General features: G+C 68.3%; 25 protein-coding genes. 14 read left to right on the top strand and 11 right to left on the bottom strand.

The features are described from left to right. Positions 1-768 (top strand): NAD(+) diphosphatase, encoded by a 768-nt coding sequence (gene nudC / locus EII42_RS02130; protein WP_233558242.1) that lies wholly within the window; start codon positions 1-3, stop codon positions 766-768. On the opposite strand, the gene EII42_RS02125 is transcribed toward nudC, so the two are convergent. After that, a complete protein-coding gene (locus tag EII42_RS02125; RefSeq protein ID WP_125170469.1) occupies positions 765-965 on the bottom strand; it encodes a hypothetical protein in 201 nt (66 codons plus the stop codon). The genes nudC and EII42_RS02125 overlap by 4 nt on opposite strands. A 122-nt stretch (positions 966-1,087) precedes the next feature. Here EII42_RS02125 and EII42_RS02120 point away from each other — a divergent pair, with 122 nt between their 5' ends. After that, the gene (locus EII42_RS02120; RefSeq protein WP_125170468.1) at positions 1,088-3,163 is read left to right on the top strand and encodes a type IIA DNA topoisomerase subunit B; all 2,076 of its coding nucleotides are present in this window, start codon (positions 1,088-1,090) and stop codon (positions 3,161-3,163) included. Here EII42_RS02120 and EII42_RS02115 read toward each other — a convergent pair whose 3' ends face one another. The 3 genes from EII42_RS02115 to EII42_RS02105 form a co-directional block, all read right to left on the bottom strand. Further along, the gene (locus EII42_RS02115) at positions 3,164-3,655 is read right to left on the bottom strand and encodes a carbonic anhydrase (protein ID WP_125170467.1); all 492 of its coding nucleotides are present in this window, start codon (positions 3,653-3,655) and stop codon (positions 3,164-3,166) included. Further along, positions 3,652-6,069, bottom strand: a complete 2,418-nt coding sequence (locus EII42_RS02110) for a DNA topoisomerase (ATP-hydrolyzing) subunit A (protein ID WP_125170625.1) — start codon at positions 6,067-6,069, stop codon at positions 3,652-3,654. Before EII42_RS02110 ends, EII42_RS02115 begins: the two co-directional genes overlap by 4 nt. Positions 6,070-6,144: 75 nt before the next feature. Then, positions 6,145-7,179, bottom strand: coding sequence for an App1 family protein (locus tag EII42_RS02105; protein ID WP_125170466.1), 1,035 nt, complete (start codon positions 7,177-7,179; stop codon positions 6,145-6,147). A gap of 55 nt (positions 7,180-7,234) precedes the next feature. On the opposite strand from EII42_RS02105, the gene EII42_RS02100 reads away from it, so the two are divergent. From EII42_RS02100 to EII42_RS02085, 4 genes are all read left to right on the top strand, one after another. After that, complete coding sequence (locus EII42_RS02100) at positions 7,235-7,795, top strand: DUF5998 family protein (protein ID WP_199729776.1); 561 nt, start codon at positions 7,235-7,237, stop codon at positions 7,793-7,795. Next, positions 7,792-8,538: an alkaline phosphatase family protein gene (locus tag EII42_RS02095; protein WP_125170465.1), complete on the top strand. Its 747-nt coding sequence runs from the start codon at positions 7,792-7,794 to the stop codon at positions 8,536-8,538. Before EII42_RS02100 ends, EII42_RS02095 begins: the two co-directional genes overlap by 4 nt. Further along, entirely contained in the window at positions 8,508-8,912 is a 405-nt protein-coding gene (locus EII42_RS02090) for an alkaline phosphatase family protein (protein ID WP_125170464.1), read from the top strand. The genes EII42_RS02095 and EII42_RS02090 overlap by 31 nt, the downstream gene beginning before the upstream one ends. A gap of 108 nt (positions 8,913-9,020) precedes the next feature. Then, positions 9,021-9,674 (top strand): thymidine kinase, encoded by a 654-nt coding sequence (locus EII42_RS02085; RefSeq protein WP_125170463.1) that lies wholly within the window; start codon positions 9,021-9,023, stop codon positions 9,672-9,674. 149 nt (positions 9,675-9,823) lie between these two features. On the opposite strand, the gene sepH is transcribed toward EII42_RS02085, so the two are convergent. Then, the gene (gene sepH / locus EII42_RS02080) at positions 9,824-10,723 is read right to left on the bottom strand and encodes a septation protein SepH (RefSeq protein WP_125170462.1); all 900 of its coding nucleotides are present in this window, start codon (positions 10,721-10,723) and stop codon (positions 9,824-9,826) included. Between the two features lie 143 nt (positions 10,724-10,866). On the opposite strand from sepH, the gene EII42_RS02075 reads away from it, so the two are divergent. Continuing rightward, complete coding sequence (locus EII42_RS02075; protein ID WP_125170461.1) at positions 10,867-11,163, top strand: DUF4193 domain-containing protein; 297 nt, start codon at positions 10,867-10,869, stop codon at positions 11,161-11,163. 189 nt (positions 11,164-11,352) lie between these two features. Here the strand turns inward: EII42_RS02075 and EII42_RS02070 are convergent, their stop codons facing one another. Further along, on the bottom strand, positions 11,353-11,646 hold the full coding sequence (locus EII42_RS02070; protein ID WP_125170460.1) for a DUF4235 domain-containing protein: 294 nt from the start codon (positions 11,644-11,646) through the stop codon (positions 11,353-11,355). Positions 11,647-11,694: 48 nt separating this feature from the next. On the opposite strand from EII42_RS02070, the gene EII42_RS02065 reads away from it, so the two are divergent. Genes EII42_RS02065 through EII42_RS02050 form a run of 4 tightly spaced genes read left to right on the top strand, consistent with a single transcriptional unit; the run spans position 11,695 to position 13,629 of the window. Further along, positions 11,695-12,117 carry a DUF3093 family protein gene (locus EII42_RS02065; RefSeq protein WP_158676361.1) on the top strand — a complete coding sequence of 141 codons (423 nt, stop codon included), beginning with the start codon at positions 11,695-11,697 and terminating at the stop codon, positions 12,115-12,117. A gap of 2 nt (positions 12,118-12,119) precedes the next feature. Then, on the top strand, positions 12,120-12,563 hold the full coding sequence (gene dut, locus EII42_RS02060; RefSeq protein WP_125170458.1) for a dUTP diphosphatase: 444 nt from the start codon (positions 12,120-12,122) through the stop codon (positions 12,561-12,563). Continuing rightward, on the top strand, positions 12,560-13,294 hold the full coding sequence (locus tag EII42_RS02055) for a DUF3710 domain-containing protein (protein WP_125170457.1): 735 nt from the start codon (positions 12,560-12,562) through the stop codon (positions 13,292-13,294). The genes dut and EII42_RS02055 overlap by 4 nt, the downstream gene beginning before the upstream one ends. Beyond that, on the top strand, positions 13,291-13,629 hold the full coding sequence (locus tag EII42_RS02050; RefSeq protein ID WP_125170456.1) for a hypothetical protein: 339 nt from the start codon (positions 13,291-13,293) through the stop codon (positions 13,627-13,629). The genes EII42_RS02055 and EII42_RS02050 overlap by 4 nt, the downstream gene beginning before the upstream one ends. Here EII42_RS02050 and EII42_RS02045 read toward each other — a convergent pair. Next, positions 13,596-14,300, bottom strand: coding sequence for a TrkA family potassium uptake protein (locus EII42_RS02045; RefSeq protein ID WP_125170455.1), 705 nt, complete (start codon positions 14,298-14,300; stop codon positions 13,596-13,598). The genes EII42_RS02050 and EII42_RS02045 overlap by 34 nt on opposite strands. A 2-nt stretch (positions 14,301-14,302) precedes the next feature. Further along, positions 14,303-14,965 (bottom strand): TrkA family potassium uptake protein, encoded by a 663-nt coding sequence (locus EII42_RS02040; RefSeq protein WP_125170454.1) that lies wholly within the window; start codon positions 14,963-14,965, stop codon positions 14,303-14,305. A 19-nt stretch (positions 14,966-14,984) separates the two neighbouring features. On the opposite strand from EII42_RS02040, the gene EII42_RS02035 reads away from it, so the two are divergent. Both EII42_RS02035 and acnA read left to right on the top strand, forming a co-directional pair. Continuing rightward, complete coding sequence (locus EII42_RS02035; RefSeq protein WP_233558240.1) at positions 14,985-16,106, top strand: class I SAM-dependent RNA methyltransferase; 1,122 nt, start codon at positions 14,985-14,987, stop codon at positions 16,104-16,106. Positions 16,107-16,262: 156 nt separating this feature from the next. After that, a complete protein-coding gene (gene acnA / locus EII42_RS02030) occupies positions 16,263-18,935 on the top strand; it encodes an aconitate hydratase AcnA (protein ID WP_125170452.1) in 2,673 nt (890 codons plus the stop codon). 58 nt (positions 18,936-18,993) lie between these two features. Here acnA and EII42_RS02025 read toward each other — a convergent pair whose 3' ends face one another. Both EII42_RS02025 and EII42_RS02020 read right to left on the bottom strand, forming a co-directional pair. Further along, on the bottom strand, positions 18,994-19,863 hold the full coding sequence (locus EII42_RS02025; RefSeq protein WP_125170451.1) for a hypothetical protein: 870 nt from the start codon (positions 19,861-19,863) through the stop codon (positions 18,994-18,996). Next, positions 19,860-20,867, bottom strand: coding sequence for an SPFH domain-containing protein (locus tag EII42_RS02020; RefSeq protein WP_125170450.1), 1,008 nt, complete (start codon positions 20,865-20,867; stop codon positions 19,860-19,862). The genes EII42_RS02025 and EII42_RS02020 overlap by 4 nt, the downstream gene beginning before the upstream one ends. 77 nt (positions 20,868-20,944) lie before the next feature. Between EII42_RS02020 and EII42_RS02015 the strand changes: the two genes are divergently transcribed. Then, positions 20,945-21,613, top strand: a complete 669-nt coding sequence (locus EII42_RS02015; RefSeq protein ID WP_233558239.1) for an NUDIX domain-containing protein — start codon at positions 20,945-20,947, stop codon at positions 21,611-21,613. Positions 21,614-21,682: 69 nt separating this feature from the next. Here EII42_RS02015 and EII42_RS02010 read toward each other — a convergent pair. After that, positions 21,683-22,116: WD40 repeat domain-containing protein (locus EII42_RS02010; RefSeq protein ID WP_199729775.1), on the bottom strand; the 434-nt coding region annotated here is incomplete at its 5' end.

Below are 22,116 nucleotides of genomic sequence, written 5' to 3'. Positions count from 1 at the left end.
GTGCGCTGGGACGAAGAGATGGTGCTGGACCGGTCGCCGGAGGCGGGCGCGCCCCGACAGGTGCTGCTGGTCACGCCCGAGGGCCGGGTGGCGCCCGGCGCGGGCGCGGCGTCGCCCCAGGACTATCTGCTGGGGACGACGCACGGTGTGCAGTGGTTTGCTCGGCCGGTTGCCCGGCTCGCAGCGGGGACGGACTTCCGAGAGCAGCCGACGCCGCTGGTGGCCGCCGCGGTGCAACTCGTGCGCTGGCACGCGGCCGGGCCGCGCTGTGAGCGCTGCCAGCAGCCGACGATCCCCCACCACCACGGACAGCGACGACGGTGCGGCTCGTGCGGGGCGGAGCAGTTCTGCCGCACGGATCCGGCCATCATCGTGCGGATTACCGACGGCGACGACCGCATCCTTCTGGCCCGGCACTCCTCCTGGGCCGAGCACAGATTCTCGGTAATCGCAGGTTTCGTCGAACCGGGAGAGTCTCTGGAGCAGGCGTGCCGCAGAGAAGCTGCGGAGGAGGTTGCCTTGCAGCTTTCGGATCTGCAGTACTTCGCGAGTCAACCGTGGCCGTACCCGCGTTCGCTTATGCTCGGCTTCACTGCGCGCGCCGTCGAAGCCGCCAGGCTTAGGGTGGACGGCGACGAGATAGTGGAGGCCAGCTTCCTCACCCGGGAGGAGCTGGCCTCGCGAGTCGCCGCAGGATCGATCCGGCTGCCCTCGGAAGCGTCCATCGCGCGCGCAATGATCGACGCGTGGATCGACGCGTGGCGCTAGCCTCGGTGCAGCTTGCCTGTCTCGTCGTGGATGTGACTGGCCACCTCGGCCAGCTTCTCCCGGTGCTGGGCGGCGTGGTGAGCACAGAAGAGCAGCTCTCCGCCGGTACGCAGGAACACTCGGAGGTACGCCTGGGCGCCACAGCGGTCACAGCGATCCAGTGCAGTCAGCGTCGGGTCGGGCATGGTCTCGGTCATGGGACACCTCCTAGGTTCACAATGTGGTTGCTTCCAACATAACCACATCAACCCAAGCAGCCCAGCGGGGCTAGCGCATTTCGCTACGAGCAAATGTCGGAGGCGGGCGCTAGAGTGCGTGGGTGCAGTCTTCCCAGAGCAAGCAACGATCCCGCGAGTACGAGGCCAAGAACCTTCTGGTCTTGGAGGGGCTGGAAGCCGTGCGCAAACGGCCGGCGATGTACATCGGTTCGACGGACACGCGCGGCCTCATGCACTGCCTGTGGGAGATCATCGACAACGCGGTGGATGAGGCATTGGCCGGCTTCGGTGAGCACATCGAGGTGCTGCTGGCGGAGGACGGCTCGATCATGGTCCGCGACCACGCCCGGGGCATCCCGGTGGACATCGAGCCGAAGACAGGGTTGCCCGGCGTCGAGGTGGTATTCACCAGACTGCACGCGGGAGGAAAGTTCGGCAATTCCTCGTACAACGCCACCGGCGGCCTGCACGGCGTCGGCGCCTCGGTGGTGAACGCGCTGGCCGCCAGGCTGGACGTGCAGGTGGATCGAGACGGCGCCACCTGGGAGATGAGCTTCCGCCGGGGCGTGCCCGGCGTCTTCGACGGGGATGGGCCCGAGGCTCCCTTCACGCCGCAGGGCGGGCTGCGCAAGGTTGGCCGCGTCGCGAAGGCCAAGACGGGCACCCGGGTGCGTTACTGGCCGGATCGGCAGATCTTCCTGGCCGACGCCGAGCTGAGCCTCAAACACTTGCAGGACCGGGCCCGGCAGACGGCCTTCCTCGTGCCGGGGCTGGAGATCGTCGTCGAGGACCACCGCCACGAGGAGCACACCAGGCAGCGGTTCCACTTCGTCGGCGGCATCACCGAGTTCGTCGAGTTCCTGGCCCCCGACGCCGCGGTCACCGACGTGCTTCGTCTGCAGGGCCACGACACGTTCGTCGAGACGGTGCCGATGCTGGACGCCAACGGGGCGATGACCCCCACCGACGTGGAGCGCGACCTGGAGGTGGACATCGCGGTGCGCTGGGGCACCGGATACGACGCTACCGTGCGCTCATTCGTCAACATCATCGCCACCCCGAAGGGTGGCACGCACGTCTCCGGCTTCGAGCGGGGCCTGACGAGGGCGTTCACCAAGTCGCTGGAGGGCACGCGGCTGCTGAAGTCCGGCGAGGAGATCACGAAGGAAGACTGCCTGGAGGGGCTGAGCGCCGTCGTGACCGTTCGACTGGCCGAGCCCCAGTTCGAGGGGCAGACGAAGGAAGTGCTGGGCACCCCGCCCGTTGCGCGGCTGGTGGCCAGGATCGTCGAGCGGGAGTTCGCCGACTTCCTGCAGTCCACGAAACCGGCGGTGCGCTCCGTGGCGCGGACGCTGATGGAGAAGGTGGTCAACGCGTCGCGTACCCGGGTGGCCGCCCGGGCGCACAAGGAGAACCAGCGGCGCAAGACCGCGCTGGAGTCCTCCTCGCTGCCGCCGAAGCTCAAGGACTGCCGCAGCACCGACGTGGAGGCAACCGAGCTGTTCATCGTCGAGGGCGACTCAGCCCTCGGTACCGCCAACGTCGCGCGCAACTCGGAGTTTCAGGCGCTGCTGCCCATCCGCGGAAAGATCCTGAACGTGCAGAAAGCCTCGCTGGGCGACATGCTGAAAAACGCCGAGTGCGCCGCCATCATCCAGGTGGTTGGCGCCGGCTCCGGTCGGTCCTTCGACCTCGATCAGGCCCGCTACGGCAAGGTGATTTTCATGGCCGACGCCGACTCGGACGGCGCCCACATCCGCACCCTGCTCGCCACCTTGTTCTTCCGCTACATGCGCCCGCTGGTGGAGGCGGGGCGGGTCTACTCCGCGGTGCCGCCGCTGCACCGCTTCGAGCTGATCAAGCCGAAGCGCGGCTATGACAAGTACATCTACACCTATTCGGACGCCGAATACCAGCGGAAGCTGGCCGAGCTCACCAAGAAGGGACAGGCGTTCAAGGAGCCGCAGCGCTACAAGGGCCTAGGGGAAATGGACGCGGCGCAGCTCAAGGAAACGACGATGGACCCGCGGCATCGCACGCTCAGGCGGATCACCGTCGACGACGTCGAAGCAGCCGAGCGGGTGTTCGAGATGCTGATGGGTAACGATGTCGCCCCGCGCAAGGAGTTCATCATCGAGGGTGCGTACCATTTGGACGCGGAGCGCATTGACGCCTAATCAGATCAGCTGCTCCAGGAGCCCCGTGTCCACGTCGTACATGAAGCCACCCACCTCGACCCGGTCCTTGAGCAGCGGGTGGTTGGCGATCCGCGAGACGTCACCGTGCAGGCGGGCCAACTGATCCGGGCTGGCCCCGAAGTTGATCCAGGTGGTGTCCAGCCCGCTGTGCTCGGCGATCAGGTCGCGCAGGTCGGCGTCGGTGCCGGAGGCCATCGCACACTTGGTGTGGGGCATCACCATGATCCGCTGCACGCCCAGCAGGTGGACGCCCAGGATCGCCCCGCGCAGCATGGTCTCGGATACTTGACCGCCGGGGGAGCGCAGGATCTTGGCATCCCCGTGGCCCAGACCGATCACATCGAGCGGGTCGATGCGGGAATCCATGCAGGTGATCATCAGCACGCCCTTGCGGGCGATGCCGTCGAATCCGCCGTGCGGGAAGCTTTCCGCGTAGCGACGGTTCGCTGCCAGTAGATCGTCGAAACTCATCTTCGCTCTCTCTCTTCGACGACTGCGGCGCCTTTGGTGCTTACATCCGCCCCGGAGCCCAGGCGGGGGGCGATTGCGGTAACCGGTTGCGCCAGTGGGGCCCCGGAGCCGTCGCGGCGGCCCGGGGCGTCGGGCAGGTCGACCGGGAGGCCGGAGGCCGCCTGGGCGATCATCGGAGACGGGCCGGCAGCCGCGACGAGCAGCCGGTCCTCTCCCTTCAGGAAGCGGTGGCAGCGGACGCCGCCGGTGCCGCGGCCCTTGGTTGGGAACTCGTCGAGCGGGGTGACCTTCGCGCCTCCGGCTTCTGTGCCGGGCAGGGAGGCCGAACTGCCAGAGATGGTGACCACCTCGGCGGCCCGCGGGTCTACGGCACCGAACCAGATGACCCGGGCCCCCTTGCCTAGCTTGATCCCGGCGACCCCGCCGCCCGCGCGGCCCTGCGGTCGCACGGAGTCGGCGCCGTAGTGCAGCAGCTGGGCGTCGGAGGTGATGAAGAGCAGGTGATGCTGCTCGCTCAACAGCTCGGCGGCACCCACCAGCTCGTCGCCGTCGTTCAGCCGGATGACATCCCAGGAATCCTTGCCGAGCACTTCCGGGTGCACGCGCTTCACGATCCCCTCCGCCGTGCCCAGCGCGAGCCCCAGCGAGTCCTCAGCGAGGGAGACGACGGCGAGCGCGCGCTCGTTCTTCTCCAGCGGCCACATCTCCGCGACGGGGGACCCGCCCTGCAGGTTCGGGGCCTGTGCGGCCAGCGGCACCGTCGGTAGTTCTATGGCGGGAGCCTTCAACAACCTGCCGGCGTTGGTGATCACGCCGAAGTGGCCCTTCGTGGTGGCGACGCAGGTGGAAACCACGACGTCGTGCGCGGCCCGACCCACCGTCGGGGGCAGCTCGGTGGAGTCGATGCGTGCCACCAGACCCGAGCCGCTGAGCAGCACCCGGCACGGCGCGTCGGCGATTTCCAGGGGCTGCGCGGCGGCCGACGGCAGGCCCGCGCCAGCGAGGAGCACGGTTCGCCGCGGTGTTCCGTAGGTTTTCGCGACCTCGTCGAGTTCGCCGATCAGCACCCGGTCGAGCTTGCGGGGATCGTCGAGGATGGCCTGCAATTCCGCTATGCGGTCGCGCAACTCGTCGGCCTCCTTCTGCAGCTCGATGGTGGAGAACTTCGTCAGCCGACGCAGCTGCATGTCGAGGATGTAGTTGGCCTGGACCTCGGTCAGCTCGAAGGCTTCGATCAGTCGGGCGCGAGCAGCGGCGACGTCGTCGGAAGTGCGCACGATCTGGATCACGTCGTCGATGTCCACGATGGCGATCAGCAGCCCCTCCACCAGGTGCAGTCGGTCGCTGGCCCGGCCCAGGCGGTAGCGGGTACGGCGGCCGATGACGTCGCGGCGGTGGGACAGGTAAACCTCCAGCATCTCCTTGAGCGTCAGTGTGCGCGGCTGCCCGTCGACGAGGGCCACCGCGTTGATGGCGAAGGTGTCCTCCATCTTGGTCTGCTTGAACAGCTGCTCCAGCAGCGCCTCGGGGTTGATGCCGTTCTTCACCTCGATGACGAGTCGGGTGCCGCGCTCCAGATCGGTCAGATCCTTCACGTCGTGGACGCCGCTGATTTTCTTGTCGCTGACGCCCTTCTTGATCTGTTCGATGATGCGCTCCGGCCCGACCATGTACGGCAGTTCGCTCACGACGATCCCCATGCGGCGGGGGCTGACCTTCTCGATCCGCGTCGTGGCCCGGATCTTGAACGATCCGCGCCCGGTGGCGTAGGCGTCGCGGATGCCGCCCAGTCCGACGATCTTGCCGCCGGCCGGGAAGTCCGGGCCGGGGATGTGGCGCATCAGTCCTTCGAGACCGATCCCGGGGTCTCGGATCAACTCTTTGAGAGCAGCCACCACCTCGATGAGGTTGTGGGGGGCGATGTTCGTGGCCATGCCGACGGCGATGCCCGTGGCCCCGTTGACGAGCAGGTTGGGCACGGCGGCGGGCAGCACCTCGGGTTCGGATTCCTTGCCGTCGTAGTTCGGTTTGAAGTCGACGGTCTCCTCATCGATGCCGCGGGTCATCGCGACGGCGGGCTGATCCATCCGGCATTCGGTGTAGCGCATCGCGGCGGGACCTGCGTCGAGGCTGCCGAAGTTGCCGTGGCCATCAATCAGGGGCAGCCGCATGCTCCAGGGCTGAGCTAGGCGCACCAGCGCGTCGTAGATCGCGCCATCGCCGTGCGGGTGCAGCGCGCCCATCACCTGGCCGACGACGCGCGCGCACTTCACGTGTGATTTGTCGGGGCGGATACCCATCTCGTCCATGGAGAACAGGATCCGACGCTGCACCGGTTTCAGGCCGTCGCGAGCATCGGGCAGGGCGCGCGCGTAGATCACGGAGTAGGCATATTCCAGGAAGCTGGATTCCATCTCCTGCGTGACGTCGATGTCGACGATGTGCTCCTCGTCAACGAAGTCGTCGTCCACCTTTGCCACAGCACTCTCCTAGAAGTCGATGATCGCCAACCGCCTCAGCCTATCCGCCAGGCCGTCGCCGTCGGGGGCACGAAACTCGGGTGTCTGCTTGGGGTTCCAGCGCAACTCGCCGCCATCGAGGCGGATGCCGTGCGCCAACACGAGCTCGCCGGGCGTCAGCTCACGGATGCCGCGCGCGAGGACGTGGTCGGGCTGCAGCTCGGCAAACTCGGCGTAGAGCTGTGGGTCGTGCTGGCCGTCGTCGCCGATCAGCAGCCAACGGACGTTAGGCAGGTCGCGAGCAAGTTCGCGCAGAGCGGTCCGCTTGTGGTCGGGCCCGGAGCGGAACCAACCGGTGTTTGTGGGACCCCAGTCGGTGAGCAGCATGGCGCCGGTGGGGAACCCGTGTCGACCCTGGAAGCGCCGGATCATCGGGAACGTATTGTAGGCGCCGGTGGAGACGTAGATGATGGGCGCTCCCGGGTGAGCCGCCAGCAGCTGCTGGAACCAGCGCGCCATGCCGGGCACCGCCTGCCGGGCCTGCTCGGTGAGGATCAGGGAGTTCCAGGCCGCGAGCATCGGCCGGGGCAGCCAGGTGGAGAGAATCGTGTCGTCAATGTCGGAGACGATGCCGAAGCGCACGTCGTCGTCAATCACCTGCACCGGTGCCACGGCGGAGACGCCGCCCGCGCTGGTGATGGTGATGTCGTGCCAGCCGGGCGGCAGGCCGGGATTCTTGATGCGCACGTCGATGTATCCGCCGCGGTCGGCGGCCACCGGCACCCTGGCGTTGCCGATGGTGAGGGTGACCGCGGCGTCCATCCGGCTGACGGCAATGAAGTTTCGCCAGCCGCGCCGGTAGAGGGCGGCACCAGCGGCGCGCGCCAAGGGGTCGCCGTCGGCCGGGGCGAGCAGCACGCGGGACATGACGCGGAGCTGCTCGCGGGTGCCGTATCCGATGTAGGGCAGGATCGCCTCCTGCCAGCCTCGTCGGATGAGGACTCGGTTTATCATCCGCTTGATGTGGTCTTCCAGGCGAGCGCCGATGAATGGGCGGTTGCGCATGGGACCAAGATAGTCGGTTCCACAGCTGGGCGCACTGGGCGCCTATGATGGAGCGGTGACCGATACCCACTGCATCCAAGGCCTGCCCCAGCAACTGCTCGCGGAGGTGGCCGATTGCGGTTTCTACCCCGCCGTCGTAGTGGACGCCCTGAACGGCGCGGTCGGGCGACGCAGGGTTCTTGGCCACCTGGTGCACCATGAAGCCACCTTCGCCACCAACGAGGTGCATCGGCATCTCACCGTGTTGGCTCTGGTCGAGGGAGCATTCATCATTTGCCACGCGGACGAGGCCGGCGACGGCCGGGCGGTTGTCACCACCGAGCTCGTGAAGCTGCGGGCGATCGACTCCGTGATCATGACCCGTTCGGTGGCCGACGCGGCCTCTTCCCGCGCGGGCCTCGCCGAGGCCTGGCTGACGGTGATCTGGGGAGCGGCCAGGCGCGTTGACGTGCAGCCGGCGGGCTGTGACGAGCCGGGCTGCGAGGCTGACCACGGCTACACCGGTATGTCCACCGCCGACGACTATGTCCTTCGGATGAGCCGCGACGCGGACGGGGACCAGGCCGTGGGGAAGCTGGTGGAGTTCGGCGCACTGCTGCAGGGGGCTGTGCAGTGAACGCCGAACTGGTCGCGCCGAAATACGATGGCGATGCGCTGGTCAACCTGCTGCCCAGCGTGGCGGCCTGCCTGCGCGGCGAGGAACCGATCATCTTGCTGCCGAGGGCGAAGAAGTACGTCGTGCTGATGGTGGACGGGCTGGGCTACGAGCTGAGCGACGTGTACGCGGGTCACGCGGAGAACCTGACGCGGCTGGACCGGCTCCAACTCACCTGCTCGGTGCCGTCGACGACCGCCACCTCGCTGACGAGCCTCGGCACCGGTTATGCGCCCGGGCGCCACGGCGTCGTTGGTTATTCCTTCTACGAGCCGAGCGTTGCCGCCATCGTCAACGCGCTCACCTGGGAGAATGGGCCCCGAAATGTTTCCAGCTTCCGCCAGGTGCCGACGAAGTTCCAGCAGTTGCGGATGCAGGGCCGAAGCAGCGCGGCTGTCACCTTGCAGCGCTTCGCGGGGAGTGCGCTGACGGCTCTCGCGTTCGCGGGAACCGAGTTGGTGGCCCGTCCGAGCGACGAGAACGAGGTGTCGGGCGTCGTGGAGCGCGTCTCTCAGGCGCTTACCCGGCACGATATCGTGTACTGCTACGAGCGCCTCCTTGACCACTCTGGACACTCCTACGGCTTCGGGTCGTGGCAATGGCTTGAACAGCTGGTCAAGGTGGACGACATGGTCGCCGCGCTCCTGGACGTGGCGAGTGAGGACGTGTGTGTGTGTTGGTCACCGGCGATCACGGCATGGTGAACGTGCCCGCCGACCGGCGGATCGTCGCCGAGGACCACGACGAGCTGGCCGGTTTTCAGCGCATCGGCGGTGAGGGGAGGTTCCGCCAACTCTACGGGCCCAAACCGGAGAAGCTGGCCGCAGCCTGGCAGACGTTCCTGGGGGAGCGCGCCGTCGTCGTGACCAAGGAGGACGCGATCGCGCGCGGCTGGTTCGGCCCGGAGGTGTCGGCCAAGACGCTGCCGCGCATCGGCGACGTGCTGGTGGTGATGCTGGAGGACTGGGCGGTGATGAGCCGACGGTTCGCGGGCGAGTTCACGCTGGTGGGCATGCACGGTTCGCTGACCAGCGCCGAAATGCTCGTGCCGCTGTTCAGCGTCGGGGGGCGACGGTGATTCCCGGCCCTCCCGGGCGCAGACGAGCAGCGTTTCCTGAAATCTGGTGGATCTCCCAACTGCCCGGGCGCGGCGGGTGCGGGGAAATTAGCGATCGGAGGCAGTAAGTTGGCTGAGCTTGTATTCCACACCGGGCCGATGGACTGCGGGAAGTCGACCCTCGCGCTGCAGATGGACTACACGCAGTCGGCCCACGGCCGCAAGGGCCGGCTGTTCACCCGGCAGGATCGTTCCGGCAGGCCTGCCGTCACGTCGCGGCTCGGCCTGTCACAGGAGGCGCTTGAGGTTGAAGACGAGTTCAACTTCTGGACCTTCGTGATCCGCGAGCTGACCACGGGCAAGCGCATCGATTATCTGATCTGCGACGAGGCCCAGTTTTATCACCCGGAGCACATCGAGCAGCTGGCCCGCATCGTGGACGAGCTGCAGATAGATGTTTACGCCTTCGGCATCCTCGCGGACTTCCGCACGCAGCTGTTCCCCGGCTCCCGACGCCTGGTGGAGCTTGCCGACCGCACGGAGACGCTGCCGCTCGGCCCACTGTGCTGGTGCGGTCAGCGGGGCACGCACAACGCGCGCACGGTCGGCGGACAGATGGTGACGGAGGGCTCGCAGATCGCTGTGGGCGACACTCTCGGGCTGGGCGAGATTCGCTACGAGGTGCTGTGCCGACTACACCATCGCCGCAAGGTGACGAAGGCGCTCGCCAAGGCAACGCTGTCTCCCGACCCGCTGCCCTTCGACAACGAGGACTGGGGCTGAGGCGCTGCCGCGAAGGAAGGCCCCGGGCCGTGGCGCGCCGGGGGTGCCCAGCCCCCTGACCTGAAGGCCCAGCACAGGAGGCGGCCGTCGAGGGTCCAGCGCGGCGCCCGGAGCGTCCTCGCTCCGACGAGCGCTTTCGCGAACGGACTCTAGCGGCCACCGAACATGATCTCGTCCCAGCTGGGGACGCTGGCGCGGCCCTTGCGGCGGGATCTCTTCTTGGGCTTGGTGGGTTCGCCGGCGAGCAGCGAGTCCTGAACCGAATCCTCGGGCTGGGCCTCCGGCTGCTCGAACGGCTCGGCCTCCGAGCGCGGGGATTTGGGCAGCACGACGGTGTCCTCGTCGGCCTCCTGGGCTGGCGCCTCGTCGTCGGGTGCGCTCTCCGCGGGCTCGTCGTCGAATGGCACGAACCCGGCGTAGAGCCGCACCGAATCCTCGCTGATCCCGCTGAGCATGTCGTAGAGCTCGTCCAGCTGCGAGGTGTCCTCGAAGTCGTCGTGCATCGCCTCCGGATCGGGCACCTCCTGGCCCGGGTTCGCGGGCAGCGGCCGCGGGCGCTCCTTGGTGGCGCGTAGCAGGGCCAGCTCATCGTCGAGGTCGATGGTGTTCTCGTCTTCGCGTTTTGCGCCGAGCAGTTCCTCGCCGATCATCCACCGGGCGTCGGCGTTGTGGGCGGTGCTTAGCCGGGCCTTCCGGTCGTAGATGAACTCTGCTCGACGTTCGCCCGCCTCGTCGCGTAGCACGCCCACCACGCGCCAGCGAAGGTCCTCCTGGCGCCACGCATCCCACACGATCTCCTCGGCCTTGATGCCGCGTTGACGCATCCGGTCGGCGACTAGCTCTCCCAGGTTGCGGTGGGCGTTCTCGCCGCGGCGCCGGATGGTGGAGGCCAGGGCGCTGTTGGCTACGAACTCGCGCTCGCCCAGCACGGGGCCGGCGAAGCCTTGGATGTCCGCTTCCTCCAGCCCAGCCTGAGCAGCCACCTCAGCCGGGGAGGCGCCGGCGCGGATCCGCGCCTGAATCTCTCGGGGGGACAGGGCACTGTTCATCGGTTTCCTCGCAGACGAGTCGTATCCCCGCCCAATCTACCAGCGAATAACGCCAGGCTCGGCCACCCTGACGAGCAAACGACGGCTGGGTGTGGTAACAATATGCGCGAGTAACGATCGAGTAACGATCAGGAAGGGTGGCCATGGCAACCGATTACGATGCTCCGCGTAAGACCGATGAGGAAATGCAGGAGGATTCCCTTGAGGAATTGAAGTCGCGCCGAAACGACAAGAACTCGGGCAAGGTGGACGAAGACGAGGTCGAGGCGGCCGAATCGTTCGAATTGCCCGGGGCGGATCTTTCGCACGAAGAACTCACCGTTCGAGTTCTGCCCCGGCAGGCGAACGAGTTCACCTGCTCCAAGTGCTACTTGGTGAAGTCGCAATCCCAGCTTGCGCAGGAGCGCGGCGGCGAGCAGATCTGCGTGGACTGCATCTGAGCCATCGCCGGGCCGCGCTGCGAAAGTGCCGTGGGAGCGAAGGATATCCGGGCGAGACGGGGCGGACTCCAAGCGGCTGCCGACTGCGGACGCGCCGGTCCGGGGTCATGCGGGGCTCCCTGTGGCCCGCTCCGGTGCGCCGCAGCCCGGCAGAGCCTTCGCAGCAGGCCACACGAGCCACCTCGACGATCAACGGATGTCGAGGTGGTTCTTCAACTTTCCGGGGGCCGAACCCATCGAATCGGACCAGCGCTTCTGCACGAAGCGGTTCATCATGATCTGGGTGACGCCGATGCCGACGCCGCTGGAGACGGCCCAGATCAGCGCCTGAATCGCAGGGGTCTCGGGGTCGTTCGGGTCCGGGGGCTCGTCCCCCGTCGCGGCCTCCCAGACCTTGGTGATGACCTTCTGGGCGATGAACGTGGCCAAGGTTGAGAGAACGCCGGTGTAGACGTTCCAGATGACCTTTTCGGTTAGTTTCATTGGATCCTCCTGCAGCCATTATTGCCGAGCCTGGGTAGATTTGCTCGCGTGAAGTACGAAGAACGAGTCGTGCCGCCGCTTTCTTGGTGGCTGGCCGGGTTGGGCCTGGTGGTTTCTGTCGCGGTGGCCGTGTTCGCCTACGTGGAACTGTGGCTGGCGATACTGCTGGTGGCCTTGGCGGGGGTGGCCACCGTCGTGGCTCTCCTGGGCTACACGCTGCGCATCCGGGTGGGCGACGACGGGCTGCGGGTGGGCCAGCACCTGCTGGAGCCCGAGTACATCGCCTCGGTCGAGGCAGTGGAGGAACTGCCCGGCATGGGCGAGCACGATTCCTTCCTTATTCTCCGGCCCTACTGCAAGCAGCAGGTGCGGGTGGTGTTGGACGATCCCGCCGACCCCCACCCGGCCTGGTTCGTCTCGACCCGCAACGGCGAGCGGCTCGCCGAGGCCATTCAAGGGCTGGTGCGCTAGCCATGCGGATACCGGTGATTGGTCCCGTGCCGCGCTACGCGCTGCCGGGCGATGCGGGAGCGGATCTGACGGCCGCCCAGGACGTGCTGCTCCGCCCGGGCGAACGGAAGCTGGTGGGCACCGGGGTGCGGCTCGCGCTTCCGGCGGGCACCGTCGGCATGGTGACGCCGCGCTCCGGGCTGGCGGCGCGCGCCGGGCTTGGCATCGTCAACTCGCCGGGCATCATCGACTCCGGGTATCGCGGCGAGATCAAGGTGTGCCTGATCAACCACGACCCGGAGTCCGAGATCCGGCTCCGGCAGGGGGAACGCATCGCCCAACTGGTGATTGTGCCCTTCATTTCCGCTATGTTCGAGCCGGTCACCGTTCTCGATGAGACCGAGCGCGGTGCCGGCGGTTATGGTTCTTCTGGTGGAAGCCAGATGTTGAGTGGAGCTGAGTCATGATTTTTGGACGTAGGAAGCGCGTCACGGAGGAGCCGAAGGCCGAGGAGCTGGAGTCCTTCGAGGAGGAGAGCGCGGCCGAAGAACAGCCGGAGTCGAGCGAGGCCGAGCGCGCGCTGGCCGAGGCCCGCCAGGAGTGGGCCAGATGGGATGAGGAGTTCGACCGCGAGAACGGCCCGTTCGACATCGAGGAGGTGGATCTGGGCGCCGACGACGTGACGCGCGTCGACCTCGGAACCCTGGTGGTCACGCCCTTCGAGGGCATGAAGATGCAAATCTCGGTGAACCAGCAGCAGGTGCCGCAGGCGGTGATCGTCGCGACGGAGGACTCCGGCATGGAGATCTCGCTGTTTGGTGCGCCCTCGCGCAGCTCGTATCTCGCCGAGGTCCGCAACGAGATCATCGCGGCCACCCAGAACCAGCCCGGCACGAAGCTCTCGGTGCGCAAGGGCCCGTTCGGCACCGAGCTGCTGCGCGCGATGCCGCTGCGCACCGAGGACGGTCGCGACGTGGTGCAGGTCACCCGGACCTGGATGGCGGAGGGCCCGGCGTGGATCGTGCGCGGCGTGGTGTTCGGCAAGGCCGCGATGGAGCCCGACAACGAAGACATTGCGCTGACGCTGCTCGAATGCTTCGCCAACCTCGTCGTGCGTCGCGGCTCGCGCCCCGTGGCGGCGGGCTCGGTGATCCCGCTCACGCTGCCAGATCTGCCCGAGGCGGCCGCGAAGTCATGAACCAGACACTGGGCCGGCTGAAGCGTTGGCTCCTCGCCTCGCCCGAGCGCACACCGCGTCGGGATGCTGTGGCCTGCACCCGGATCGGCGAGTGTGCTCTCAGGCAGCGCGTCGAAGTCGGCGGAACCATCACGGCAACGGGCGTCAACCTGACCACCGGCTGGTTCGAGGCTGAGCTGAGCGACCCGTCGGGCTGTGTGCGGCTCATCTGGATGGGCCGCAAGTCGATGGATTGCCTCTATCCGGGGGCCACCGTCACCGCGCGCGGCCGCCTGGCGCGCCTGGGCGAGGACCTGGCGCTCTACAACCCGGAGTTCTCGGTGCTGCCCACCTGAGACTGCTCCGGGGGCTGATGCTGGAACAGTTCGGCTAGCTCCGCCTCTGAGCGATCGGGGGTGAGGAAGAATAGCTTGTCGCCCACCTGCAGGCGCTCGTCGATGCGTGGCGCCTGCGGGCGGTTCTTGCGCACCAGCGCGACGGGGGCCACGTCCTCGGGGATGTCCAGCTCGCCGATCGCGCGGCCCACCAGGCCGGATTCCGACGAGATGGTCACCTCGGACAGGTGGGTGTCGGATTCCTTGAATGACAGGATCCGCACGAGGTTGCCCGCCTCGACAGCTTCCTCGACGAGCGCCGCCATCAGCCGCGGCGTCGACACGGCCGCGTCCACGCCCCACTGGCGGTCGAAGAGCCACTCGTTGCCCGGGTGGTTCACCCGCGACACGGTGCGCGGCACCCCGAACTCCGTCTTTGCCAGCAGCGAGTGGACGAGGTTGGCCTTGTCGTCGCCGGTGGCTGCGATGGCCACGTCGAAGTTTTCCAGCCCGGCGTCTTCGAGGGTGCTCATCTCGCAGGCATCAGCGTGAATCCAGGTGGCGCCCAGGACGGTGTCCTGTTTGATGGCTTGGCCCTCGCGCTCGATGAGCGTCACCTGGTGGCCGTTTGCGATGAGTTCGCGGGCGATCGAGCGCCCGACCTGGCCTGCGCCAGCGATCGACACCTTCATGCTCAATGTCCCTTCGGAGGATTGCCCAGCACGAGTTCGACGTTGGAGGTCTGCTCGATCTCGCAGGCGGCGAAGACGAGGTCGCCGTCTTGGAATACTGTCTGGTTGTTCGGCACGATGCCGGTGCCGAGCCGGGTGATGACGGGGATCACGCATCCGGCCGCCGCGGACAGCTCGCTGATCCGGCGGTTGACCCAGCCGCGGTGCACGGCAACCTGGAGGATGCGCGCCTGCCCGGAGGGGTCGCGCCACACCGGCTCGGATCCTTCGGGCAGTAGGCGGCGCATCACCATGGCGGTGGTCCAGCGCACGGGGGCCACCGTCGGGATGCCGAGGCGCTCGTACACCTGCGCCCGGCCTTGGTCGTAGATGCGGGCCACCACGTTTTCCACACGGTAGATTTCTTTGACCACTCGTGCGGCGAGGATGTTCGAGTTGTCGCCGCTGGACACGGCCGCGAAGCCGCCCGCGGTGCGGATACCCGCAGCTTCCAGCACCTGGCGGTCGAAGCCCACGCCGCGCACGGTTTGGCCCCTGAAGCGCGGGCTGAGGCGGGCGAAGGCCTCCTCGCGTGTATCGATCACGCCTACCGAGTGGCCGCGCTCCTCCAGCCCGCGCGCCAGCATGGCGCCGGTGCGGCCGCAGCCCATGATCACGATGTGCATAGAAACTCCCTAGTATCTGTTGAACGGTATCAAAACGGGAGGGGTCGAAGTGGAGACGGTGCTCGGTGAGGTGGCGCACGGCGGGTTCGTGGTGGCGCGCATCGATGGCAAGGTCACCTTCGTTACCGGCGGGCTGCCGGGGGAGCGGGTCCGGGTGGAGATCACGGAGCGGGGGAGCCGGTTTGATCGGGGCCGGGTGAGCGAGGTGTTGGAGCCGCATCCCGAGCGGGTCACGCCGCCGTGTGCCGTGGCGGAGGTGTGCGGCGGCTGCGACTGGCAGCACGCCAGCGCCGAGTTCCAGCTGGAGTTGAAGCGGCGGGTGGTGGCGGAGCAGCTGGTTCGGCTCGCCGGCCTGGAGTGGTCCGGGGTGGTCGAGCAGGTGCTGCCCACCTTTGGTTGGCGCACGCGGATGCGTTACTCGCCGGGGCCGGGGCTGCTGGGCAAACGGTCGCACGACGTGGTGCGGCTGCCCGCGGAGGGGTGCCTGATCGCGGCGGGCCCGGTGCCCGACGTGCCGGTCGAGCGGGATCTGAGCGTCACCGATGCGGCCTCGGGGCGCAGCGTCTTCGCCGACGGCCGGCTGGTGGCGGGGGAGGCCGTCGTCGTGGAGCGGGCGATGGGCCGCGAGTTTCGGCTGGCGGCCAACGGCTTCTGGCAGATTCATCCGAGGGCGGCGGATACGTTGGCCGAGGCGGTGCTGGCCCAGCTGGAGGTGCGCGCGGGGGAGAACGCCGTGGATCTGTACTGCGGGGCCGGGCTGTTCGCCGGCGCGTTGGCGCGCCAGGGTGCGCTCGTGCTGGGCGTTGAGCTGAGCAGGCGCGCGGTCCAGTTCGCGCGGCGCAACGTGCCGGAGGCGCACTTCGTCGCCGCGAACATCGATCGCTTCCTGAGCGGGCTGCCCGCTCGGACGGATGTGGTGGTGCTGGATCCGCCGCGCAGGGGAGCGGGCCGGAAGGTGGTGGCCGCGGTGGTGGCGATGCGGCCCCGCGCGGTGAGCTATGTGGCCTGCGATCCGGCGGCGTTCGCGCGCGATCTGGGTTACTTCGCGGAGCTGGGTTATGCGACCACTCAGGTCAGGGCCTTTGACCTATTTCCGCAGACCCATCATGTGGAGTGCGTGGCCCGGCTGGCGCCCGGCTGAGCCGTCCCGGGGTTGCCGGGCCATCGTCGCCGGAAGGAGGCATCAGGCCTAATCAGAGCGAATTAGGAAAGGTAAATCTGTCGATTTATTTTGGGGCGCCGTGCGGCAAATCACACTACACTGAGCCACGAATGTAATCAGCGCTAAAGGAGAGCGATGAGCGTCAACTCTTTCGGGGCCAAGGCGAGCCTCGACGTGCAGGGTACTTCTTACGAAATCTTCCGGCTCGACGCAGTGCCGGGTTCGGAGAAGCTGCCGTACAGCCTTAAAGTCCTGCTGGAGAACCTGCTGCGCACCGAGGATGGTGCCAACATCACCCGTGAAGACATCGAGTACCTGGGCAGCTGGGACCCGAGCGCCGAACCGGATCACGAGATCCAGTTCACGCCCGCGCGCGTCATCATGCAGGACTTTACCGGCGTGCCGTGCGTGGTCGACCTCGCCACGATGCGGGAAGCAGTGGCCGACCTGGGCGGCGATCCGAGCAAGATCAACCCACTTTCCCCGGCCGAGATGGTGATCGACCACTCCGTTATCGCTGAGGTGTTCGGGATTCAGGGCGCATTCGAGGCCAACACCGAGATCGAGTACGAGCGCAACCGCGAGCGCTACCAGTTCCTGCGCTGGGGGCAGACCGCCTTCGACGACTTCAAGGTGGTGCCTCCCGGCACGGGCATCGTGCACCAGGTGAACATCGAGCACCTCGCCCGGGTGGTCTTCCCGCGCACCGTCGACGGCGTACTCCAGGCCTACCCGGACACCTGCGTGGGCACCGACTCGCACACGACGATGGTCAACGGCCTCGGCGTCGTGGGCTGGGGCGTCGGCGGCATCGAGGCCGAGGCCGCCATGCTGGGCCAGCCGGTTTCGATGCTGGTGCCGCGCGTCGTGGGCTTCAAGCTCACCGGCAAGCTCAACGAGGGCACCACCGCCACCGACCTGGTGCTCACCATCACCGAGATGCTGCGCGAGCACAAGGTGGTGGGCAAGTTCGTCGAGTTCTACGGCGAGGGCGTGGGCGAGGTGCCGCTGGCGAACCGCGCCACCATCGGAAACATGAGCCCCGAGTACGGCTCCACCATCGCCGTGTTCCCCATCGACGACAAGACCACCGACTACCTGCGGCTGACCGGCCGCGACGAGCACCAGATCGCGCTCGTCGAGGCCTACGCCAAGGCGCAGGGCCTGTGGCACGACCCGGCCCGCGAGCCCGCCTACTCCGAGTACATCGAGCTGGATCTCGGCACCGTCGTGCCGTCCATCGCGGGCCCGAAGCGGCCGCAGGACCGCATCCTGTTGAGCGAGTCGCAGGCCTCCTTCGCGCACCACCTGCCCACCTACACCGCCAACCCCGACGCCGCGGTGCCGGTGAAGCTGGCCGACGGCACGGAGTTCGAGCTGCGCAACGGCGCGGTCACCGTCGCCTCCATCACCTCCTGCACCAACACCTCCAACCCGTCGGTGATGATCGGCGCCGGCCTCGTCGCCAAGAAGGCCGTGGAGAAGGGGCTCACCCGCAAGCCGTGGGTGAAGACGTCGCTGGCTCCGGGCTCGCAGGTCGTGACGGACTACTACGACAAGGCGGGGCTCACGAAGTACCTCGACGCGATCGGCTTCAACCTCGTCGGCTACGGCTGTGTCACCTGCATCGGCAACACCGGCCCGCTGATCCCCGAGGTGTCGGCGGCCATCAACGAGCACGACCTCGCGGTCACCGCGGTGCTTTCGGGCAACCGCAACTTCGAGGGCCGCATCAGCCCCGACGTGAAGATGAACTACCTGGCCAGCCCGATGCTGGTCATCGTGTACGCGCTGGCGGGCACGATGGACATCGACCTGTTCCACGACCCGATCGGCGTGGATCGCGACGGCAACGACGTCTACATGCGCGACATCTGGCCCACCGAGGCGGAGGTCGACGAGGCGATTGCGTCGTCGATCTCCAAGGAGATGTTCGCCGAGCGCTACGCCGACGTGTTCAAGGGCGACGAGCGGTGGCGCTCCCTGCCCACGCCCGAGGGCAGCGTCTTCGAGTGGGACGACGCCTCCACCTACGTGCGCAAGGGCCCGTACTTCGACGGCATGCAGCGGGTGGCCAGCCCGGTGGCGGACATCTCCGGCGCGCGGGTGCTGCTCAAGCTGGGCGACTCGGTGACCACCGACCACATCTCCCCGGCTGGCAACATCAAGGCCGACTCGCCCGCGGGCAAGTACCTGACCGAGCACGGCGTGGAGCGTCGCGACTTCAACTCCTACGGCTCGCGGCGGGGCAACCACGAGGTCATGATCCGCGGCACCTTCGCCAACATCCGGCTGCGCAACCAGATCGCGCCCGGCACGGAGGGCGGATTCACCCGCGACTTCACGCTGGCCGACGGTCCGGTCACCACGGTCTACGACGCGGCCCAGAACTACGCGGCGCAGGGCACCCCGCTGGCGGTGCTGGCGGGCAAGGAGTACGGATCGGGCTCGTCGCGCGACTGGGCGGCCAAGGGCACCGCGCTGCTGGGTGTCAAGTTCGTGATCGCGGAGAGCTACGAGCGCATCCACCGCTCCAACCTGATCGGCATGGGCGTGCTGCCGTTGCAGTTCCCCGACGGCGAGTCGGCCGAGTCCCTCGGCTTGACTGGCGAGGAGACGTTCTCCGTCGAGGGCGTGGCCACCCTGAACGAGGGCGTCACGCCGAAGACGATGAAGGTCACCGCGGTGGCGCCGTGCGGCAAGGAGACCGTCTTTGAGGCGGTGGTGCGTATCGACACGCCCGGCGAGCGGTCGTACTACCTGAACGGCGGCATCATGCAGTACGTGCTGCGCAGCCTGATCGACTGATCGGGCGCAGGGCTTGGCGGCGGTCCCCGGGTGGGACCGCCGTCGGCTTTCTCTGGGGTCAGAGGAGCAGTAACCGCAGGGAGTTGGGGGCGCGGCGGATGGTGAGGCGCTGCCCCCAGTCGAGGCGGAGGCAGTCGCGTTCGATGCCGTCGCCGAACACCACCAGCGGCGAGCGGGTGACCAGTTTGATGGCCGCGTCGTCGGCGATCAGCCCGGCGACGAGCTGGGTGCCGGTGCTGGGCGACGGCCAGGCCTCGCGGACGAAGTAGGCGAGCGCGGTGGAGTCGGGGGCGGGCAGCTGGAAGCCGGGCCTGGTCTGGAGCCAGAGGGACGCGAGCCAGCCGGAGGAGCCGGTGCCGGTGCCCACGATGAGGCCGGAGGAGGACTGGGTTTCCTGCTCGCCGCCCACGTGTATCTCGTAGCGGGCGGATTGGTGGCCGCGGTCGCCGACGAAGACCTCGTTGAGGGCGCGCAGCCGCTGGCCGTCGTCGCTGGTGGCTTCGACCATCGCCCGTTCCTCGACGCGGTGCCGCGCACCGTCGAGGAAGCGGGTCAGGTCGTGGGGGGTGTGGCGGCACAGGGGCCCGGGCCGCTGCGGGCTGATGCCCAGGACGGCCTGGCCGTCGAGGTACTTGCTGACGTTGGGCACCAGCCCGTCCTGGCCGATGACGGCGACGAGGTCGTCGGGCTCGAACAGGAAGCGCGACAGCTGGTTGCGCTCCACGATGGCGAGGCGCCACTGGGCGGGCACGGCGCGGGTGGCGAGCTCCAGCGCGCGCCGCTGGGCGTCGTCGGCGGCGACGAGGTCGGTGACGCTCTGGCCGCGGCTGGCGAGGAAGAACTCGACGGCGCCCATCGTCGAGTGTTCGGCGAGCAGCTGGGCAAGCTGGGTCTCGCGGTGGACCACCACCAGCCGGGGGGCGCTCATGCGTTCTTCACCTCGGCCAGCACCTTGGCGACCGCGCTGGTGAGCATGTCTGGGGTGAGGGTGAGGGAGTCGATCTTCGGCAGCGCGGCGAGCACCTGCGGCGCGGCGGCCGCGACGAGGGCCAGCGCGTCGGCCGACGAGTAGGTGGTCAGCTTGGCTTGGAGGGCCGCGTTCTCGGCCTCGGCGACGCGGCTGATCTCGTCGACGCGGGCGTCGACGGCGAGCTTCTTTCCGGTGTTCTCGGCCTCGCTGATGAGGCGGGCGCGTTCCATGTCGAGCTCGGTGCGCCGGCGGTCGTTTGCGCCTTCGAGTTCGACGAGTTCGGCCTCGCGGCGGGCGAGCTCGGTGCGGTTGTTCAGCTCGTTTTCCTTGATGGCGCGCTCGCGGTCGACGGCCAGCGCGCGGCGGTCGTAGGTTGCGCGGTCGGCTGCGGCCTGGGCCTCTTCACGCACCTGTGTCTGCAGGGCGCGCTCCAACTCCTCGTCGGCGCGGACGGCGATGACGCGCACGCCCACCACCTGGAGGCCGGCTTCGGGCAGCTGGGGGTCGGCGTGCAGCCCGGTTTCGATGGCTTCGCGCACGAGGTTGAGGCCGTCGTCGAGCATGTCTTGGAGGCTGCTGGCGGCCGCAACCTGGGCCGCGAACTGCTGGATTGATTCGCCGAGCCGGTTGCGCAGGGTTTGGAGGGGCTGTCCGGTCCATTCGCCGGTGCGGAGGTGGACGGCGAAGTCGAGGCGGCGCGCGGCGCGCTCGGGTTCGAAGAAGCGCACGGTGATGGCGGTCTGCACGCTGATCTCCTGGCGGTCTGCGGTGGTGACGCGGAAGATGTTGCCGAATTCGAGGTCGTCGAGGGGCACCTCGGAGAGGGTGGTGCCGAGCGGCCGGAACCAGAGTGACGAGCCGGCGGGGCGGACGGTGAGTTGGCCGTTCCTCCCCTGCACGAGGACGCGGGTGGCGGAGCTGGTGGCGTGGGAGAGCCAGGGGTAGCGGCGGATCGTGGGCATGGGTACCTCCTTAATTACTGTGAAAATGACATTAATGAACTCTGGTAATTCTGTCAACTCGACGGTAATCTGTGGTCATGGACATTCCTCGCATGGCGGTGGCCGTGGACCTGGTTGCGCTGACCATCATCGACTCGCGCCTCTCCGCGGCACTCGTGTCCCGGGGCATCGAGCCCTATACGGGCCGCTGGGCGCTGCCCGGCGGGTTCGTGCTGAGCCACGAGTCCGTCGACCACGCGGCCAGGCGCGAGCTGGCGGAGGAGGCCGGGCTGCACCTGCCCGCAGGCCACCTGGAGCAGCTGGCCACCTTCGGCGAGGTGGGCCGCGACCCGCGCGGCCGGGTGGTGGCGGTGGCCTACCTGGCCTTCGCCGCGTCGCTCGGCGGGGTGTCCGCCGGTTCCGACGCCGCGGGCGCGCGCTGGTGCCCCGTCGACGACCTGCCGCCGCTCGCCTTCGATCACGCCGAGATCCTCGCCGTCGGGCTGGAGCGCGCCCGGGCGAAGCTGGAGTACACGACGATGGCCACCCGCTTCTGCCCGCCGGAGTTCACCATGACCGAGCTGCGCGGGGTGTACGAGGCGGCCTGGGGCACGCAGCTCGACCCGAGGAACTTCTCTCGCAAGGTGCTGGGCTCGCCGGGCTTCGTCGTCGAGTGCGGCATTCGCTCCGGCGGGCGCGGCCGCCCCGCGGCGCTCTACCGCGCGGGCGGCGCCACCACCTTGCACCCGCCGATCTTGCGGGACTAGCGCCGAGCGCGGGGTGCCGTCGGGCCGGGGCTTCCTTGGCGGGCCCGGCCGGGCCGAGCTTCGCGACGCCTAGCCTTCGGGGGGCTCATAGGCGAGGCCGGGGAGCTGCAGCGGGCGGGTGCCGGCGGGCGTCTCCTCGCGGAGCACACGCCAGGCCTCGCCCGCGCAGCTGTCCAGGGTGGTGGGGGTCCAGCTGGCGTGGCTGGCGAGCCCGGGGATCCGCGGCCGGACGGCCACCATCGAGCGCAGCAACTGGCCGTCGGCCCGCCGCAGGCCGATCAGGCCGGAGCCCTCGCCGACGGCGATTTGGTGGCCGTCGGGGTGCCAGGCGGCCGCGGTCACGGAGTCGGTGTGGGCGGTGAGGTGGGTGATGGGTTGGCCGGTGTGTGGGTCCCAGATGATGCAGCTGCCGTCGTCGCTGGTGGTGGCGAGTTGGTGGCCGTCGGGGTGCCAGGCGGCCGCGGTCACGGAGTCGGTGTGGGCGGTGAGGTGGGTGATGGGTT

Source organism: Tessaracoccus sp. OH4464_COT-324, from assembly GCF_003932855.1.
Lineage (GTDB): Bacteria > Actinomycetota > Actinomycetes > Propionibacteriales > Propionibacteriaceae > Arachnia.
Note: the sequence above shows the minus strand (reverse complement) of the source record. Positions and strands in the feature narration are given on the sequence as shown.